The 17,649-nt window shown below is 55.2% G+C and carries 17 protein-coding genes; 4 read left to right on the plus strand and 13 right to left on the minus strand.

Annotated features, from left to right (window positions below; genetic code table 11):
- Positions 1 to 18 precede the first annotated feature (18 nt).
- Together frsA and gpt are read right to left on the minus strand one after the other, a co-directional pair.
- Entirely contained in the window at positions 19 to 1,263 is a 1,245-nt protein-coding gene (gene frsA / locus ACE3MN_RS21525; RefSeq protein WP_024359130.1) for an esterase FrsA, read from the minus strand.
- 106 nt (positions 1,264 to 1,369) lie between these two features.
- Positions 1,370 to 1,828 carry a xanthine phosphoribosyltransferase gene (gene gpt, locus ACE3MN_RS21530; RefSeq protein WP_004129200.1) on the minus strand — a complete coding sequence of 153 codons (459 nt, stop codon included), beginning with the start codon at positions 1,826 to 1,828 and terminating at the stop codon, positions 1,370 to 1,372.
- Between the two features lie 258 nt (positions 1,829 to 2,086).
- Between gpt and pepD the strand changes: the two genes are divergently transcribed.
- A complete protein-coding gene (pepD, locus tag ACE3MN_RS21535) occupies positions 2,087 to 3,544 on the plus strand; it encodes a cytosol nonspecific dipeptidase (protein WP_024359131.1) in 1,458 nt (485 codons plus the stop codon).
- Positions 3,545 to 3,655: 111 nt separating this feature from the next.
- On the opposite strand, the gene ACE3MN_RS21540 is transcribed toward pepD, so the two are convergent.
- Positions 3,656 to 4,147 (minus strand): GNAT family N-acetyltransferase, encoded by a 492-nt coding sequence (locus tag ACE3MN_RS21540; RefSeq protein ID WP_375364167.1) that lies wholly within the window; start codon positions 4,145 to 4,147, stop codon positions 3,656 to 3,658.
- A gap of 2 nt (positions 4,148 to 4,149) precedes the next feature.
- On the minus strand, positions 4,150 to 5,205 hold the full coding sequence (gene dinB, locus ACE3MN_RS21545) for a DNA polymerase IV (RefSeq protein WP_049086427.1): 1,056 nt from the start codon (positions 5,203 to 5,205) through the stop codon (positions 4,150 to 4,152).
- Between the two features lie 159 nt (positions 5,206 to 5,364).
- Between dinB and ACE3MN_RS21550 the strand changes: the two genes are divergently transcribed.
- On the plus strand, positions 5,365 to 6,222 hold the full coding sequence (locus ACE3MN_RS21550; RefSeq protein ID WP_064342200.1) for a glycerophosphodiester phosphodiesterase family protein: 858 nt from the start codon (positions 5,365 to 5,367) through the stop codon (positions 6,220 to 6,222).
- 32 nt (positions 6,223 to 6,254) lie between these two features.
- Here the strand turns inward: ACE3MN_RS21550 and nqrM are convergent, their stop codons facing one another.
- From nqrM to ACE3MN_RS21585, 7 genes are read right to left on the minus strand one after another with little or no spacing between them, the layout of a single operon-like run.
- Positions 6,255 to 6,470, minus strand: coding sequence for a (Na+)-NQR maturation NqrM (gene nqrM / locus ACE3MN_RS21555; protein ID WP_004133833.1), 216 nt, complete (start codon positions 6,468 to 6,470; stop codon positions 6,255 to 6,257).
- A 2-nt stretch (positions 6,471 to 6,472) separates the two neighbouring features.
- The gene (nqrF, locus tag ACE3MN_RS21560; RefSeq protein ID WP_049086425.1) at positions 6,473 to 7,696 is read right to left on the minus strand and encodes an NADH:ubiquinone reductase (Na(+)-transporting) subunit F; all 1,224 of its coding nucleotides are present in this window, start codon (positions 7,694 to 7,696) and stop codon (positions 6,473 to 6,475) included.
- A gap of 11 nt (positions 7,697 to 7,707) precedes the next feature.
- Positions 7,708 to 8,304, minus strand: a complete 597-nt coding sequence (gene nqrE / locus ACE3MN_RS21565) for an NADH:ubiquinone reductase (Na(+)-transporting) subunit E (RefSeq protein ID WP_024359136.1) — start codon at positions 8,302 to 8,304, stop codon at positions 7,708 to 7,710.
- 6 nt (positions 8,305 to 8,310) lie between these two features.
- Positions 8,311 to 8,949, minus strand: a complete 639-nt coding sequence (locus ACE3MN_RS21570; RefSeq protein ID WP_004133840.1) for an NADH:ubiquinone reductase (Na(+)-transporting) subunit D — start codon at positions 8,947 to 8,949, stop codon at positions 8,311 to 8,313.
- Positions 8,942 to 9,736 carry a Na(+)-translocating NADH-quinone reductase subunit C gene (locus tag ACE3MN_RS21575; RefSeq protein WP_004133842.1) on the minus strand — a complete coding sequence of 265 codons (795 nt, stop codon included), beginning with the start codon at positions 9,734 to 9,736 and terminating at the stop codon, positions 8,942 to 8,944. The genes ACE3MN_RS21570 and ACE3MN_RS21575 overlap by 8 nt, the downstream gene beginning before the upstream one ends.
- Positions 9,729 to 10,967, minus strand: coding sequence for an NADH:ubiquinone reductase (Na(+)-transporting) subunit B (locus ACE3MN_RS21580; RefSeq protein WP_049131106.1), 1,239 nt, complete (start codon positions 10,965 to 10,967; stop codon positions 9,729 to 9,731). Before ACE3MN_RS21580 ends, ACE3MN_RS21575 begins: the two co-directional genes overlap by 8 nt.
- Before the next feature lie 3 nt (positions 10,968 to 10,970).
- Entirely contained in the window at positions 10,971 to 12,314 is a 1,344-nt protein-coding gene (locus tag ACE3MN_RS21585; RefSeq protein ID WP_098067483.1) for a Na(+)-translocating NADH-quinone reductase subunit A, read from the minus strand.
- 413 nt (positions 12,315 to 12,727) lie between these two features.
- Here ACE3MN_RS21585 and dpaA point away from each other — a divergent pair, with 413 nt between their 5' ends.
- Positions 12,728 to 13,468 (plus strand): peptidoglycan meso-diaminopimelic acid protein amidase, encoded by a 741-nt coding sequence (gene dpaA, locus ACE3MN_RS21590; RefSeq protein ID WP_004129169.1) that lies wholly within the window; start codon positions 12,728 to 12,730, stop codon positions 13,466 to 13,468.
- Here dpaA and ACE3MN_RS21595 read toward each other — a convergent pair.
- Positions 13,439 to 14,206, minus strand: a complete 768-nt coding sequence (locus ACE3MN_RS21595) for a class II glutamine amidotransferase (protein WP_004133846.1) — start codon at positions 14,204 to 14,206, stop codon at positions 13,439 to 13,441. The two genes, dpaA and ACE3MN_RS21595, sit on opposite strands and share 30 nt — an antisense overlap.
- Before the next feature lie 43 nt (positions 14,207 to 14,249).
- Positions 14,250 to 14,831: a D-sedoheptulose 7-phosphate isomerase gene (gene lpcA, locus ACE3MN_RS21600; RefSeq protein WP_004133848.1), complete on the minus strand. Its 582-nt coding sequence runs from the start codon at positions 14,829 to 14,831 to the stop codon at positions 14,250 to 14,252.
- Between the two features lie 238 nt (positions 14,832 to 15,069).
- On the opposite strand from lpcA, the gene fadE reads away from it, so the two are divergent.
- Positions 15,070 to 17,514, plus strand: a complete 2,445-nt coding sequence (fadE, locus tag ACE3MN_RS21605; RefSeq protein ID WP_131930411.1) for an acyl-CoA dehydrogenase FadE — start codon at positions 15,070 to 15,072, stop codon at positions 17,512 to 17,514.
- Positions 17,515 to 17,649: the final 135 nt, after the last annotated feature.

Below are 17,649 nucleotides of genomic sequence, written 5' to 3' on the forward strand. Positions count from 1 at the left end.
ATAGAATTTAGCAATATATTAACTAAATCTATGGCTAATCCAGCGGGCGATCTGCCGCAGGGCGTGATCGAAATTACGGTAGACCGGATTGAACGGGATCTCCAGCAGCTTGCCGTCGGAGGAGGAGGAAGTGATTAAACGCGACTCCTCTTCCGGACTGAACGGATCGTCTTTCCAGAAACCGGAGAGCATCGGCGTAGGGCAGCGACGCCCCAGCAGACCCTGAACCTTCAGAGAATAGCGGTTAAGCTCAACCCGCAGCGCTTCGTCGGAGGCGTCATGCATACCCAGACGCGACGCCAGAACGTCGAGATACATTTCCGGCACCCGTCCCTGATGCAGCGGGTCCACCAGCAGTCCGTGCACCACCGGCCCCAGACAGGCCACCGCCTTCAGGCGCTGGGGTTCAAGATAGCCCAGCCGGACGGCGATGTTCGCGCCGAAGCGGAAACCAAAGGCGGCCACCCGGGTATGGTCAACCCAGGGAACATTAGACAGATGCTGCAGCACATACTGGTGCAGCATGCTGGTATCCTGGGTCAGCTTGCATTTTGAAGAGAAACCGATGGAAGGCATATCGACCGTCAGCATAGCGATGCCCAGGGGCGCAAAATAGTTCTCGTACAGGTTGTAATAATCGGTCTGTAGCGCGTCAAGCCCGCCGCACATCAGCACCGTCGGGAACGGCCCATCGCCCGGCGGCATATGTAAGAAACCGGTGATCGGCGCGGCGCCGGGGATGGCGAACTCCAGCTCTCGCAGTTTGCCGGGCAAGCGCTGGGCGGCTTCTTCATAGGCCCGGTATGCCAGCACCTGCGCCTGTTCCGCCAGCTCATCGCCCTTGATATGCGGATAGGCGGCAATGCTGTAAAGGTTTGCCGCATGGAGCCAGTGACGACCGCTAACCAGAAGATTCTCTTCCTGACCGGCCTTTTGCTGCCAGTCCATCGCCTGTTTGGCCCATTCAAAGATCCAGTTGCCGCCGCGATAGCCCACGACCGTATCGTAAAGCTCGGGGTCGGTCCGCTCCGCATCGCTCATGACGATACGCGCCTGCACGTCGAGGATTTCCTGTGGCGTCACGCCACGCCAGATCCACATCAGGCGGTTAATCAATCGGTACCAGTGATCAACGTGATTGCCGCTAAGCGCGGACTGGATCGGTTGTTGCGCTCCGGTGTTAAACCGACGCACCAGCGTAGAGGTTTCCGGATGTTTGAATCGGGGTTTAAACAACGTTTCGCTAAGGTTAGCCTGGGACATGTGCCGCCTCCATCATGTTGCCACTCAAGCTATTGTAACCTGCGTCAGGGTAAAAAAAACCACGCCCGGCAAAACCGGGCGTGGTAATTAGCATTTATGCGGGAAATTAACGGCCTGCGATAGGCGGTACGAATACCACGCCCATATCCCACGGCTGTTCAATCCAGGTATCTTGGGGAATATCAACGACATAATCATCAACCAGCGGGCGACCTGCCGGTTTGGCGAAGATGGTGACAAAATGTGCTTTAGGATACATTTCGCGGATGGCAACGGCGGTACCGCCGGTATCAACGAGATCGTCGATCACGATAAAGCCTTCGCCATCGCCTTCCGCACGTTTCAGCACGGTCAGTTCACGCTGATTATCGTGGTCATAGCTTGAGATGCAAACGGTATCAACATGACGAATACCCAGTTCACGCGCCAGTAATGCTCCCGGTACCAGACCGCCACGGCTAACGGCAATAATGCCTTTCCACTGTTCAACCGGCAGCAGACGGGTTGCCAGTTTGCGGGCGTGAATCTGCAACATGTCCCAGGTGACGACGTATTTTTCGCTCATGTGAAGTGTCCCAGCCTGTGTAATACGGCTTAAATAATGTTCGAGGGGGAAAATGGTTGCGCGAGATTATAGAGATCTGACGCGCTAAAAACCAGCGTTAAGCGGCCCCCGCGACTCTTTTTACGTGGTTTACACTACCAGAGTACACGGAAAGTGGTATTCTCAACCCCATCGCGCAAGCCCGGGCTTGTAGTGTATTTGATTGCTAACCCCTCGATCTGCAAACGACTTTTGCAGGTGATTGTAAGGAGACTTATCGTGTCTGAACTGTCTCAATTATCCCCGCAGCCGCTGTGGGATATTTTTGCCAAAATCTGCTCTATTCCTCACCCCTCCTATCACGAAGAACAGCTCGCTGAGCACATTATGGGCTGGGCAAAAGAAAAAGGCTTACACGCGGAACGCGACCAGGTTGGCAACATTCTGATTCGTAAAAGCGCGACTGCCGGTATGGAAAACCGTAAACCGGTGGTGCTGCAGGCGCACCTCGATATGGTGCCGCAGAAAAACAACGATACCGTTCACGACTTCGCTAAAGATCCTATTCAGCCGTATATCGACGGCGAGTGGGTTAAAGCGCGCGGCACCACCCTGGGCGCCGATAACGGTATCGGCATGGCCTCCGCATTGGCGGTGCTGGCCGACGACAACGTTGTTCACGGCCCGCTGGAAGTGCTGCTGACCATGACGGAAGAAGCCGGAATGGACGGCGCGTTTGGCCTGCAGGCTAACTGGCTGCAGGCGGACATCCTGATCAACACCGACTCCGAAGAAGAGGGTGAGATTTACATGGGCTGCGCCGGCGGGATCGACTTCACCTCTGACCTCGCGCTGACCCGTGAAGCCGTTCCGGCCGGTTTCCAGAGCTTTAAGCTGACCCTGAAAGGGCTGAAGGGCGGCCACTCCGGCGGCGAGATCCACGTTGGTTTAGGCAATGCCAACAAGCTGCTGGCACGCTTCCTCGCGGGCCATGCTGAAGAGCTGGATCTGCGCCTGGTCGATTTCAACGGCGGCACCCTGCGCAACGCTATTCCCCGTGAGGCGTTCGCTACTGTCGCCGTGGCCGCGAACAAAGTGGATACGCTGAAAGCGCTGGCTAATGAGTACCAGGCGATCCTGAAAAACGAGCTGGCGGCCAAAGAGAAAAACCTGACAGTACTGCTGGAATCGGTTGCGAACGACCAGCCTGCGCTGACGGCCCAATCTCGTGACACCTTTGTACGCCTGCTTAACGCCACGCCGAACGGCGTCATCCGCAACTCTGATGTGGCAAAAGGCGTGGTGGAAACCTCGCTGAACGTCGGCGTGGTGACCATGACCAGCGATAACGTGCAGATTCACTGCCTGATTCGCTCGCTGATCGACAGCGGTAAAGATTATGTCGTCAGCATGCTGGATTCTCTGGGCAAGCTGGCCGGCGCGAAAACCGAAGCGAAAGGCGCCTATCCTGGCTGGCAGCCGGACGCCAGCTCGCCGGTGATGCATCTGGTGCGTGAAACCTATCAGCGTCTGTTCAACAAGACGCCGAACATCCAGATTATCCACGCGGGCCTGGAGTGCGGTCTGTTCAAAAAACCGTATCCGGACCTGGACATGGTTTCTATCGGGCCAACCATTACCGGCCCCCACTCCCCGGACGAGCAGGTTCACATTGAAAGCGTTGGCCAGTACTGGACGCTGCTGACCGAGCTGCTGAAATCCATTCCGGCGAAGTAAGACAATTAAGGCCCACACCGCGAGGCGCGGGCCTTTTCTTTATAAGATGACCGTTCGAAAAGCCCGCCTTACCGATTGTGTATACCGGCCACGCGCATTTGCCGCCTTGAGTCATTGCAGGAAAGGCCTGCAAAGTGCGTTCTGAGTATTTAGCGCATCGATTTCCCGCCGCATCCGGTAATTAAGAAACCGCTCACCGCGCGCTTCAACCTGCTGTTGCTCAATTACGCTAAAACCGTGGCGTTCAAAAAAGGGCTTTGCCGTAATGCTGGCTTCTACCGTTAACACGCGTTCAGGCCGCCGTATAAGCAATGCGTTGAGCAATGCGCTGGCTATTCCCTGGCGGCTATAGTCGGGAGAAACAAACAGCAAATCAATATTGTCATCCACGGTGGTAATAAACCCGACCGGCGATGCCTCTTTTACCGCGACCAGTACCCGTGAAGCCGCTATTTTTTGCCGCCAGCGGGCTTCATCAACCTGAGCCCAGGCGGCAATTTGCCGGGGAGAATAATCGGCGCTGGCCGTCTCTTTAATCGCCCGCAAAAAAATCGCGCATAGCGTGGCAAAATCACGCTCTCCATACGGTCTTATTTTCGGCATTGTTATAACCCCAGAACCAATTGTCGCTCCAGCTGCGGATCGAGCAGCGTCACGTGCAGCCCTACCAGCCTGACTCCCCGACCTCCGCGCCGCTCGTTCCAGGCTTTATGGGCAGTGGTGATCAAATCATCTTTATTCAATCGGGGCCAGACATGCTCCTGAGTCGTGAGCTGGAAATCATTAAACTTCAGCTTGACCCCCTGCCGGGCGATCAGTAAATCCGGTTTAACCTTCGCCAGGCGCCGTTCCAGTTCCGGATAGAGATTCTCAATAATCGACTCACACTCCGCCCATTCGTGGATATCCTCTACCAGGGTTCGCTCAACGCCCACCGATTTGCGCTGGCGCTCGCTGCTGATTTCTCGTTCATCAATTCCCTGGCTGCGCTCCCATAGTATCCGCCCGAATTTACCAAAGCGCTTGAGCAACATCGCCAGATCGCTGTTCTGCACATCTGCACAGGTCCTCAGCCCCATGCTTTCGAGCTTCGCGGCGGAAACTTTGCCGACGCCCGGGATCTTCGCTAGCGGCAACGTTTTGACAAACTCCGCGACCTGATGCGGCGCAATCACAAACTGGCCGTTGGGTTTATTCAGGTCCGAGGCGATTTTTGCGAGAAACTTTACTGGCGCAATGCCTGCGGAGGCGGTCAAATTTAGCTCACGATGGATGGTCTCGCGGATCTCCTGCGCCATCAGCGTCGCTGACCCCTGACAATGAACGCTGTCGCTAACGTCCAGATAGGCTTCGTCCAGCGATAAAGGCTCGATTAGCGAGGTATAGCGGGAAAAAATCTCCCGGATATGGTTCGACGCCTCTTTATAAGCATCAAAGCGGCCGGGAAGCAGCGTCAGGTGAGGACAAAGCTTGAGCGCTGTGGCGGTGGGCATGGCGCTACGCACGCCGAATTTACGCGCCGGATAGTTGGCCGTACTGATCACACCGCGCTGCACCCGGCTACCGCCAATGGCGATAGGGATGTCGCGCAGTGCCGGGTTGTCCCGCATCTCCACCGCCGCGAAGAAGCAGTCCATATCAACGTGGATGATCTTACGCATAGCCAAACCTTAGACTGTACATGCGTACAGTATAGCAAAAGTCGGCGAAATTTAATCTTTTAAAAACCCTCGCCATAAAAAACGTGCTACAACATAAAAGTGCAACAAATATGATTTATTTTTCATATGGTTATATTAATGAACAGGGTGAATGTAATCATGAAATCAATACTTACTGCGCTTGGTTTGCTTATTGCCAGCAGCGCCTGCGCTGCGCCGCAGCTCATTGCTCATCGGGGAGGCACCGGCGATGCGCCGGAAAACACCCTTCCGGCGATAAAACTGGCGCTGGAGAATAAGGCCGAGGCGATTTGGATAACGGTACAATTAAGCCATGATGGCGTTCCGGTCTTATATCGCCCGAGCGATTTATCCGCCCTGACTGACCATACCGGGAAGGTCTCAAGCTTTAGCGCTGCCGAACTGGCCCGCATGGACGCGGGATGGAAATGGGGCGGTGAAACTCACCCCTGGCGCGGAAAAAATGCCACCATTCCAACGCTGCAATCAGTGCTGGAGCAATGGCCGCAGACCTTCTTTTACATCGATATTAAATCGCCTGATGCCGACCCGGCAATGATGGCTTCGCGTCTTAGTGAAGTATTGCAAACAACCCATAGCCTCTCGCGCGTACGCGTTTATTCCACCGAAGACCGCTATATCGCGGCGCTACCGGAATCTATTCCCCATTTCGTCAGCCGGGGCGAAACGCGAACGAAGCTGGCTAATATTTCCCTTAGCCACCAGTGCCAGCCAACCACGCAGCCGGGCGATGACTACTGGTACGGTCTGGAGCTGAAACGCAAGGTAGAAATCGTGGAGAAGTTCACCCTCGGCGAAGGCGTGTCGCCAGCCACCCTCACCTGGGATAAAGAAGCCATGGACTGTTTCCGCTCTCAGGGCAAAGCCCATATTGTCTTCTTCGGCATTAATAGCGCCGATGATTTTCGTAAGGCAAGCGAGCTGGGAGCCGATGGCGTGATGGTAGACTCGCCGGCGAAAGCGAAAACCTGGTAAATCGTAAAAGGCCGCGATAAGCGGCCTGCTGTTTAAATGATGCGATCCCGTTTGCGCTGCGCTTCGCGAGCCATGCGTTTTTTACGCGCATCGCAAGGTTCAGGACAGTCGCAGACCTTTTCCAGACCCAGCGATGAGATCCCGCCGCAGCTGCCCTGAAGAGTTTTGCGCTTGATCAGGTACCCTAGCGACATTCCCAGAATAACCAGCGCGAAAATCACGAAGGTCGCGACAAATACCGTCAGCATCATCAGCCTCCAAAATCGTCCAGCATGATGTTTTCATCCTCAACGCCGAGATCTTTAAGCATTTTGATAACCGCGGCGTTCATCACCGGCGGCCCGCACATGTAAAACTCACAATCTTCCGGCGCCGGGTGATCGCGCAGATAGTTTTCATACAGGACGTTATGAATGAAGCCAGTATGGCCGGTCCAGTTATCTTCCGGCTGCGGATCGGAGAGCGCCACGTGGAAGGTAAAGTTCGGGTTTTCCCGTGCCAGCTGTTCAAACTCGTCATCATAGAACATTTCTCGCAGAGACCGCGCACCGTACCAGAAACTGATTTTACGTGTGCTGTGTAGCCGCTTAAGCTGGTCGAAAATATGCGAGCGCATCGGCGCCATCCCCGCCCCGCCGCCGATAAACACCATCTCCGCCTGCGTTTCTTTGGCAAAGAACTCCCCAAACGGCCCGGAAATCGTCACTTTATCGCCAGGCTTCAGCGACCAGATATACGAGGACATAATCCCCGGCGGCGCATCAGGCACCTGCGGCGGCGGCGTGGCAATACGCACGTTGAGCATAATGATGCCCTTCTCTTCCGGATAGTTAGCCATGGAGTAGGCGCGTAACGTGGGCTCTTTCACGTCAGAGACATAGCGGAAAAGATTAAATTTATCCCAGTCGCCGCGATACTCGTCCGGAACGTCAAAGTCGGCATAGGCGACTTTGTGCGATGGACACTCGATCTGAATATACCCGCCGGCGCGGAACGGAACCGCGTCACCGTCAGGCACGCGCAGCTTCAGCTCCTTGATGAAAGTGGCCTTGTTATCGTTCGAGATAACTTCACACTCCCACTTCTTAACGCCAAAAATCTCCTCTGGCAGCTCGATTTTCATGTTCTGCTTCACCGCGACCTGGCAGGCCAGGCGGCAGCCCTCTCTCGCCTCACGCTTAGTGATATGAGAGAGTTCGGTAGGCAGGATATCACCGCCACCCTCTTTCACCGTCACCCGGCACTGGCCGCAGGAGCCCCCGCCGCCGCAGGCCGACGAAACGAAGATACCGTTGCTGGAGAGCGTATTCAGCAGCTTGTCGCCCGCCGGAGTACGAATCTGTTTATCCGCCTCATTATTGATTTCAATGACCACGTCGCCCGCATTCACCAGCTTCGAACGCGCGGCCAGTATCAGCCCCGATAGCACCAGGACGATCAGCGTGAACATCACTACGCCAAGAATAATTTCCATACTTTCCGCCCTTATAGCTGCACACCGGAGAATGACATAAAGCCCAGCGCCATCAGACCTGTGGTAATAAAGGTGATCCCTAACCCACGCAGACCCGCGGGCACGTTTGCGTATTTCATTTTTTCACGGATACCCGCCATCGCCACAATTGCCAGCAGCCAGCCGATGCCGGAACCAAAGCCGTAAACGATCGACTCGCTGAAGTTATAGTCACGCTGCACCATGAAGGAGACACCGCCAAAAATCGCACAGTTGACGGCAATCAGCGGCAGGAAGATCCCCAGAGCGTTATAGAGCGTCGGGAAGTACTTATCGAGGATCATCTCGAGGATCTGAACCAGCGCGGCAATAACGCCAATGAAGGTAATAAAGTTCAGAAAGCTCAGATCAACGCCTTCCACCAGCGCGCCGTCGCGCAGCACCAGGTTGTAAACCAGATTGTTAATGGGTACCGCCAGCCCAAGCACGACCGTTACCGCAACGCCGAGCCCGAAAGCGGTCGACACTTTTTTCGATACCGCGAGGAAGGTACACATCCCAAGAAAGAAGGCCAGCGCCATGTTTTCAACAAACACGGCGCGGACAAACAGGCTAATGTAATGAGCCATAATCGGTTACTCCTTTTCCTGCTGTTCAGGCTTCCAGCTACGCACCGCCCAAATCAACAAACCGATAATGAAGAACGCACTCGGCGCCAGAAGAAACAGGCCATTTGGCTGATACCAGCCGCCGTTCTGCACCGTTTCCAGCACCGTGATGCCAAACAGTTTGCCGCTGCCAATGAGCTCGCGCAGAAAGCCGACAAGCAACAGGATCGCGCCGTATCCTAGACCGTTGCCAATACCGTCCATAAAGCTTGCCAACGGCGGCGACTTCATGGCATAGGCTTCCGCCCGCCCCATTACGATACAGTTGGTAATGATAAGGCCGACGAATACCGATAGCTGTTTGGAGGTTTCATAAGCAAAAGCGCGCAGCAGTTGGTCAACGACAATAACCAGCGAAGCGATAATCGCCATCTGCACAATGATGCGCACGCTATTCGGAATGTGGTGGCGGATCATGGAGATAAACATGCTGGAGAAAGCCGTAACCAGCGTCACCGCGATGGTCATCACAAAAGCCGTCTCCAGCTTGGTGGTCACCGCCAGCGCGGAGCAGACGCCCAGGACCTGCAGCGTGATAGGGTTATTAGCGATAAGCGGCCCCACCAGCACGCGCTTCATTTCTTTCATGTCGCCTAAATCAGCCATTATTCAGCCCCCCTTCACGTACCTTATGCAGGAATGGACCAAAGCCCAGTTCGCCCATCCAGAAATCAAAACTATGCTGCACACCGTTGGAAGTCAGCGTCGCGCCCGACAGGCCATCCACGGCGTGCAGGTCGCCCGGACGCGCGCCGCCTTTAACGATTCTCAGCGCAGGCATACCTTTATCATCAAGCACTTGTTTACCGATAAACTGCTGGCGCCAGTTGGGGTTTTCGATTTCCCCGCCCAGCCCCGGCGTTTCGCCGTGATCGTAATAGGTGATCCCTTTGAGCGTACGGCCATCGGTTTCCAGCGCAATAAAGGCGTACATCACCGACCACAGGCCGTTACCGTAAATGGGCAGGACGATTTCCTGAATCTGCTGCTTTTCATCGCGCACCAGATAAATTTCGGCAATATTACTGCGGCGTTTGATGCCGGCCGGGTCCTGACTGGCGTCCAGCTGTAGGCTTTGTTGGGGATCTTTCAGAGCCTGGGCCTGATTAAACTTGCCGGGATCTTTATCCAGCAGCTCGCCGCTGGCTAAATCGACTAATCGCGGAGAGATACGGGCCTTAAAAATATCAGCCACGTCCTCTGCGCTCATCCCCTGCTTCATCAGACCGGCAACCGCCAGGATATTGCGCTGTTTATCGAGAGCGCGCTGCTCCTGCTGGCGCGATTTTAGCCCCACCGCAGAACCGGCGACCACGATTGAGCAGACCAGACAAAGCACCAGCACCACCAGCAGCGTTTTGCCGATGCTATCGTTACTTTTATTCTCAGCCACGCGACTTCCTCCGCTTAATATTGGCCCGCACCACCAGATAATCGAACAGCGGCGCGAAGAGGTTGGCGAAGAGGATCGCCAGCATCATCCCTTCCGGATAGGCCGGGTTGACCACGCGAATCAGGACGCACATCACGCCGATCAGCAGGCCATAGCTCCATTTACCTTTATCCGTAAACGACGCGGACACCGGGTCCGTCGCCATAAACATCATGCCGAAGGCGAAACCGCCGAGCACCAGATGCCAGTACCACGGCATGGCAAACATCGGGTTGGTATCAGAGCCAATGAAATTAAACAGCATCGCGGTAGCCACCATACCGATGAAAACCCCGGCGACGATGCGCCATGAGGCCACGCGACCAAAGATAATGATTGCCCCGCCGATCAGAATCATCAGCGTCGAGACTTCGCCAATCGAGCCCGGAATCTTGCCGAGGAAGGCATCCATCCAGCTTACCGGCAGACCGGTAGCGACGTTCACCAGCGATTCACCGCCGCCGCTGGCCCACTGGGATAGCGGCGTCGCGCCGGAGAAGCCATCCGCCGCAGTCCACACCAGGTCGCCGGAAATTTGCGCCGGCCAGGCAAAGAATAAGAACGCGCGCCCCGCCAGCGCCGGGTTGAGAAAGTTTCGCCCGGTTCCGCCAAAAATCTCCTTGGCCATGACGACACCGAAGGTGATCCCAAACGCGGCCTGCCATAGCGGCAAAGTGGGCGGTACGATCAGCGCAAACAGAATAGAGGTAACGAAAAAGCCCTCGTTAACCTCGTGCTTACGCACGATAGCAAACAGGACTTCCCAGAACCCACCAACAAGAAACACGGTGATGTAGACAGGCAGGAAAAATACCGCCCCCAGGGTCATCATACTGAGCCAGCCGGCGTCAGGGGTGAAGTTCACCCCCAACCACTGCGCAATGCTGTAGTGCCAGTTCCCGGCAATAACCTGCTGCAGCTGTTCAGCACCGTATAATTTATGCAGCGCCGGAATAGTCTGCAGGCCAACGTTATACATTCCCCAGAACATTGCCGGGAAAACGGCGAACCACACCAGAATCATCATCCGCTTGAGATCGATGGCGTCTCTGACATGCGCAGCGCCGCGCGTGACCTGCCCGGGGGTGTAAAACAGCGTCGCCGTTGCTTCAAACAGCGGATAGTATTTTTCCAGCTTGCCGCCGTGCGTAAAGTGCGGCTCAAGTTTGTCAAACAGTTGCTTTAAGCCCATCACTTATCCTTCCTGCTCAATCTGGGTTAACACGCTGCGCAACGCCGGGCCATATTCATACTTGCCGGGACACACGTAGGTGCAAAGCGCCAGGTCTTCTTCATCCAGTTCCAGACAGCCCAGCGCCTGTGCGCTATCGGTATCCCCCGCCAGCAAATCCCGCAGCAGCATGGTGGGCAGAATATCCAGCGGCATCACTCGCTCATAGTTGCCAATCGGCACCATAGCCCGCTCGCCGCCGTTGGTATCCGTCGAGAAATTAAACAGCTTACGCTTCATAAAGTGGCCGAGCGTGGTGCGAGTGATGGAGAATTTGTCCTTCCCCGGCATCACCCAGCCGAACAGCTCTTTCTCTCGCCCTTCCTTCACCACGCTGACCTGTAAATGAAAGCGGCCAAGAAAAGCATGCGGCCCGCGGGCATGCGTTCCGCTGAGGACCGAACCGGAAATAATCCGGTTTTCATCATCCAGCAGTTCATCTGCCAGCAGCTCATCAAGGCTGGCGCCTGAACACGTTTTTATCAGACGGGGCTCCTTCACCTGCGGGCCACCGAGGGCAATAATACGTTCGACAGACAGCTCCCCTTCCAGGAATAATTTGCCAACGGCGATAACGTCCTGATAGTTAAGATGCCAGACCTGCTTTTTCAGGCTAACCGGTTCGAGAAAATGGATGTGGGTCCCCACCAGCCCGGCGGGATGCGGCCCGGCAAACTGGTTGAAAGTAACCTGGCCAACCGGATGCCCGCCAAGCTTGCCGCCGCTGGCCTGACAGACATGGACTTTACCGTCGGTCAGCCGCGTCAACAGCGTCAAACCAGCGTCAAAGGCCTCACGCTGGGCCAGTATGATTGGCTGAGGGTCTGCCGCCAGCGGATTCGTATCAATGGCGGTGACAAATATGGCCGCTGGCACGCTGCCCGGCGCGGGTATTTTGCTGAAAGGACGGGTGCGAAATGCCGTCCACATCCCCGACTCCAGCAGTTGGCGCTGTACGGCCTCGCGCGTCAACCCGGCAAGATCGGCTAATTCATAGCGGGGAAAGTGAACGGCGTCATCGCCATCCACATCAATAACGACCGATTGCAGAACCCGACGCTCGCCGCGATGAATGGCGCTAATGGTCCCACTTGCCGGTGCGGTAAAACGCACGCCAGGATTTTTTTTGTCTTCGAACAGAAGCTGCCCTTTTTGTACCCGGTCACCTTCACGCACCGCCATCGAGGGGCGCATCCCGATGTACTCTTCACCTAACAGCGCAACGCGCTTAACCGCAGGCTTCGAAGAAATCTGCTGTGATGGCATGCCAGCTATGGGCAAATTCAGCCCTTTCGTGATTTTAATCATATCGTTAGCAGGTATCCGTTACCTAAACCCCGGCATCAGGCCGAGGCCAGCATAATTAATGGAAAATAAGAGGAAGAAAGGAACATTGTAGTCCTGGTGATTCACAAGACGGGAGAGAAGCATCCTTTCTTACCCTGAGCATTTAGCGGGCCAAGTGTAACATTTCGTGAGCGGCGCCTGTAGACAAACCGCCATTAAGTCGTTCTAAAATGCGAGCTATTACGCAAAGTTCTGACTGCGCTTTGCCTCAAGATTCGCTATAACGGAAAACTAAAACGTAAACGTGGCACATCGTGCTTGCGAAAAAATGCCGTGGTGCTAATGTGAGCGCTCTAAAACCAGAAAACTCTGATTTCGGGTCTCTCTTGCCGTCCTGGCAATGTGGTAATTTGTTTTATCAAGGAACAAGTAGTATGCGCAAAATCGCATTATTTATTGCGATGCTTCTGTTGCCGTGCGTTTCATTCGCAGGGTTACTTAGCAGTAACAGCTCGACAACGCCGATGAGCAAAGAGTATAAGCAGCAGCTCATGGGCTCGCCGGTCTACATTGAGATCTTCAAAGAAGAGCGCATGCTCGATCTTTACGTCAAGATGGGCGAAACTTACCAGCTTCTCGACAGCTACCGGATCTGTAACTATTCCGGCGGGCTCGGTCCAAAGCAGCGCCAGGGCGATTTCAAGAGCCCGGAAGGGTTCTATAACGTTTCGCGCAATCAGCTAAAACCCGATAGTCGTTTCTATAAAGCGATCAATATTGGCTTCCCGAACGCTTACGACCGCGCGCACGGCTACGAAGGTAAGTATCTGATGATTCACGGCGCCTGCGTATCCGTTGGCTGTTACGCCATGACCGATACCGGTATTGATGAAATCTTCCAGTTCGTCACCGGCGCGTTAGTCTTCGGCCAGCCCAACGTTCAGGTGAGCATCTATCCTTTCCGCATGACCGATGCCAACATGGCGCGGCACAAATATTCCTACTTCGCGGATTTCTGGCAACAGCTGAAACCGGGATACGACTACTTCCGGCAGACGCATAAACCGCCGGTGGTTTCCGTGGCCGATGGCCGCTACGTGGTGAGCAAACCGCTCAGCCACGAAGTTGTGCAGCCGCAGCTCGCGTCAAACTACTCGGTCCCCGAGGCAAAATAACGCCCACTCGCCTGGCATGATTTTATTCCAGGTTTCATTGCCGGTCAGCGGCTGGGTGGCGATAACGGAGACCACATCATTCGGTGTGGTCTCGCGTTGAAAATCAATTTCTACATCCTGATCCAGCAGCGTCGCTACGCCAAACGGCGCCCGTCGCGTAATCCAGTATAAATTCGTCGAGCAGAATGCCATCACGTAGCGCCCATCGGAAAGCAGCATGTTAAACACGCCTTTTTCACGCAGCTCTCCGGCAAGCGTAGCGATAAAGCTGAATACCTCCACCATATCGCCCGGCATTTCCGGATAGCGCTCGGTGATGCTGTGCAGCAGCCAGCAGAACGCCTTTTCGCTATCGGTTTCCCCGATGGGGTGCAGGTTGCCCGTCCCGAGATTCTCATACCCTTCCAGTTGACCGTTATGCGCATAGGTCCAGTTGCGCCCCCACAATTCCCGGGTAAAGGGGTGAGTATTTTCCAGCGCAACGATACCCCGGTTGGCCTGGCGAATATGGGCGATGACCGAGCAGGACTTGATAGGATATTCCTGCACCAGCTTGGCTATGGGCGACTGAAAGCTAGGCTGCGGATCTTTAAATGTGCGACAGCCCTTACCTTCATAAAAAGTAATGCCCCAGCCGTCTTTATGCGGCCCGGTTCCGCCACCGCGCTGCACCAGCCCGGTGAAACTGAAGCAAATATCTGTGGGCACATTCGCGCTCATCCCGAGCAATTCGCACATAGATCACCTCATACAGCAATGCGGGGTTAACCCCCGCGATTTATCAGGCTTTAACCATCTCTTTTTCGATAAGCATAATCAGGATATGAATCACTTTAATATGAATTTCCTGAATGCGGTCGGCGTAGCCAAAATGCGGTACGCGAATTTCGACATCCGCCGATCCCGCCATTTTACCGCCATCTTTCCCGGTCAGAGTAATCACTTTCATCCCCTGAGCGCGGGCGGCTTCGATCGCTTTGATTACGTTACCGGAGTTACCGGAAGTGGAGATCCCCAGCAATACATCGCCTGTACGGCCCACTGATTCTACGTAGCGAGAGAAAACATATTCATAGCCAAAATCATTGCTGACGCAAGAGAGATGGCTCACGTCTGAAATCGCAATTGCCGGATAGCCTGGGCGGTTTTCACGATAGCGCCCGGTCAGTTCTTCCGCAAAATGCATCGCATCGCAGTGCGAACCGCCGTTACCGCAGGAAAGGACTTTGCCGCCAGCTTTAAAGCTATCCGCCAGCAGCACCGCAGCACGCTGAATCGCATGAATATTGGCTTCGTCCTGCAGAAAGTTAGCCAGCGTTTCAGCGGCTTCATTCAGTTCGTTACGAATAAGATCCTGGTACATGAGGATAATCCTTCAGTATTTGTGGGATAACCCAGGCAGTTTACCGGATAGCCGACGCAGCGAGAAGCAGCACGCAAGGTAATCCCCCGTGCTTTTGATTTTATGTGCCGCATTTCCGTACAACAATGTGAGCAAGGTTGTAATTATTTTGTAAACACATTGCTAAAACAAATTACATCCACTACAACCATATCATCACAAGTGGTCAGACCTCCTACAAGACAGGGAGCATTTATCTATGATGATTTTGAGTATTGTTGCAACCGTAGTTTTACTCGGTGCGCTCTTTTATCACCGAATCAATCTGCTGCTCAGCAGCGCGATTTTACTTGTCTGGACCGCCGCGCTCGGCGCTGCGGGGCTGTGGAATATCTGGCTGCTAATTCCGCTGGCGATCGTTTTGCTGCCGTTCAACCTTGCCCCGATGCGTAAATCCATGATTTCAGTCCCGGCGTTCCGCGCTTTCCGTAAGGTCATGCCGCCGATGTCGCGCACCGAGAAAGAAGCGATTGACGCCGGTACGACATGGTGGGAAGGCGATCTGTTCCGCGGCAATCCCGACTGGCAGAAACTGCACAACTATCCGCAGCCGCGCCTCACCGCTGAAGAACAAGCCTTTATTGACGGCCCGGTCGAAGAAGCCTGCCGAATGGCAAACGACTTCGAAATTACCCACGAGATGGCCGATCTGCCGCCGGAGCTGTGGGCCTATCTGAAAGAGCATCGCTTCTTCGCGATGATCATTAAGAAAGAGTACGGCGGGCTGGAATTCTCCGCTTACGCGCAGGCTCGCGTACTGCAAAAGCTGTCGGGTGTCTCCGGAATCCTGGCGATTACCGTCGGCGTGCCGAACTCATTAGGCCCGGGCGAGCTGCTGCAGCATTACGGTACGGAAGAGCAGAAAAACCACTATTTGCCACGCCTGGCTCGCGGTCAGGAAATTCCGTGCTTCGCGCTGACCAGCCCGGAAGCGGGTTCCGATGCCGGCGCCATTCCGGATACCGGCGTCGTCTGCATGGGCGAATGGCAGGGCCAGCAGGTGCTGGGCATGCGTCTGACCTGGAATAAACGCTATATCACGCTTGCGCCTATCGCTACCGTGCTGGGGCTGGCGTTCAAACTCTCCGACCCTGACCGCCTGCTGGGCGGGGAAGAAGAGCTGGGTATCACCTGTGCGCTTATCCCGACCACCACTCCCGGCGTTGAAATCGGTCGTCGCCATTTCCCGCTGAACGTTCCGTTCCAGAACGGCCCGACCCAGGGGAAAGATATTTTCGTTCCTATCGATTACATTATTGGCGGCCCGTCGATGGCCGGTCAGGGCTGGCGGATGCTGGTTGAGTGTTTATCGGTTGGTCGCGGCATCACCCTGCCCTCAAACGCTACCGGTGGCCTTAAATCCGTCGCCATGGCTACCGGCGCCTACGCGCACATTCGCCGCCAGTTCAAAATCTCTATCGGTAAAATGGAAGGGATCGAAGAACCGCTGGCGCGTATCGCAGGCAATGCCTACGTAATGGACGCCGCCGCCTCGCTGATTACCTACGGCATTATGCTTGGCGAAAAACCCGCGGTACTGTCGGCAATTGTGAAGTATCACTGCACCCACCGTGGCCAGCGTTCAATTATTGACGCAATGGATATTACCGGCGGTAAGGGCATTATGCTCGGCAGCGGTAACTTCCTGGCGCGAGCCTATCAGGGCGCGCCGATCGCCATCACCGTTGAAGGTGCGAATATCCTGACCCGCAGCATGATGATCTTCGGCCAGGGAGCGATTCGCTGTCATCCGTACGTGCTGGATGAAATGGCGGCGGCGCAGAATAACGACATCGACGCTTTCGATAAGCTGCTGTTTAAACACATCGGGCACGTGGGGAGCAATAAAGTGCGCAGTTTCTGGCTGGGCCTGACCCGCGGTCTCACCAGCAGCACGCCGACCCGCGATGCCACTCGTCGCTACTATCAACATATGAACCGACTGAGCGCCAACCTGGCCCTGCTGTCCGATGTCTCAATGGCGGTACTGGGCGGTAGCCTGAAGCGTCGTGAAAGAATTTCTGCGCGTCTGGGAGATGTGCTGAGCCAGCTGTACCTGGCGTCGGCGGTCCTGAAACGCTATGACGATGAGGGGCGTAACGAAGCGGACTTACCGCTGGTTCACTGGGGGGTACAGGATGCGCTGTATCAGGCCGAGCAGGCGATTGACGATCTGTTGGTCAACTTCCCAAATCGTCTGGTCGCCGGAGCGCTTCGCGTGGCCATCTTCCCGACCGGACGTCATTACCTGGCGCCTTCAGACAAGCTGGATCATAAGGTAGCGAAAATTCTGCAGGTCCCGAGCGCGACGCGTTCGCGTATCGGCCGCGGTCAGTATCTGACGCCGAGCGAGCATAACCCGGTCGGCCTGCTGGAAGAGGCGCTGCTTGATGTCATGGCGGCAGACCCCATCCACCAGCGCCTGTGCAAAGAGCTGGGCAAGAATCTGTCGTTTACGCGTCTTGATGAGCTGGCCCACAACGCGCTGGCAAAAGGGTTAATCAATCAGGACGAGGCGGACATTCTGGTCCGGGCTGAAACCAGCCGACTGCGCAGCATTAACGTCGACGATTTCGCCCCGGATGAACTGGCGACCCGGCCGGTAAAGCTGCCGGAGAAAGTCCGCAAGATTGAAGCAGCTTAAAAAGCCCAAATAATCACATCACGATCGAGGCGGGGACTTCCCCGCCTCTCTTTTTTCAGATAATTCATCGAAGGGTATTTCCAGGGCTGTCATTCTTTTACAAAATATTCCCTGAGCCGTCCCTCGGCTGATATG

Source organism: Klebsiella grimontii (assembly GCF_042137965.1).
Classification (GTDB): domain Bacteria; phylum Pseudomonadota; class Gammaproteobacteria; order Enterobacterales; family Enterobacteriaceae; genus Klebsiella; species Klebsiella grimontii.

Coding starts and splice junctions, on each gene's coding strand:
- frsA (WP_024359130.1), bottom strand. CDS start 1,263: ATGTCCCAGGCTAACCTTAGCGAAACGTTGTTTAAACCCCGATTCAAA.
- gpt (WP_004129200.1), bottom strand. CDS start 1,828: ATGAGCGAAAAATACGTCGTCACCTGGGACATGTTGCAGATTCACGCC.
- ACE3MN_RS21540 (WP_375364167.1), bottom strand. CDS start 4,147: ATGCCGAAAATAAGACCGTATGGAGAGCGTGATTTTGCCACGCTATGC.
- dinB (WP_049086427.1), bottom strand. CDS start 5,205: ATGCGTAAGATCATCCACGTTGATATGGACTGCTTCTTCGCGGCGGTG.
- ACE3MN_RS21550 (WP_064342200.1), top strand. CDS start 5,365: ATGAAATCAATACTTACTGCGCTTGGTTTGCTTATTGCCAGCAGCGCC.
- nqrM (WP_004133833.1), bottom strand. CDS start 6,470: ATGCTGACGGTATTTGTCGCGACCTTCGTGATTTTCGCGCTGGTTATT.
- nqrF (WP_049086425.1), bottom strand. CDS start 7,696: ATGGAAATTATTCTTGGCGTAGTGATGTTCACGCTGATCGTCCTGGTG.
- nqrE (WP_024359136.1), bottom strand. CDS start 8,304: ATGGCTCATTACATTAGCCTGTTTGTCCGCGCCGTGTTTGTTGAAAAC.
- ACE3MN_RS21570 (WP_004133840.1), bottom strand. CDS start 8,949: ATGGCTGATTTAGGCGACATGAAAGAAATGAAGCGCGTGCTGGTGGGG.
- ACE3MN_RS21580 (WP_049131106.1), bottom strand. CDS start 10,967: ATGGGCTTAAAGCAACTGTTTGACAAACTTGAGCCGCACTTTACGCAC.
- ACE3MN_RS21585 (WP_098067483.1), bottom strand. CDS start 12,314: ATGATTAAAATCACGAAAGGGCTGAATTTGCCCATAGCTGGCATGCCA.
- dpaA (WP_004129169.1), top strand. CDS start 12,728: ATGCGCAAAATCGCATTATTTATTGCGATGCTTCTGTTGCCGTGCGTT.
- ACE3MN_RS21595 (WP_004133846.1), bottom strand. CDS start 14,206: ATGTGCGAATTGCTCGGGATGAGCGCGAATGTGCCCACAGATATTTGC.
- lpcA (WP_004133848.1), bottom strand. CDS start 14,831: ATGTACCAGGATCTTATTCGTAACGAACTGAATGAAGCCGCTGAAACG.
- fadE (WP_131930411.1), top strand. CDS start 15,070: ATGATGATTTTGAGTATTGTTGCAACCGTAGTTTTACTCGGTGCGCTC.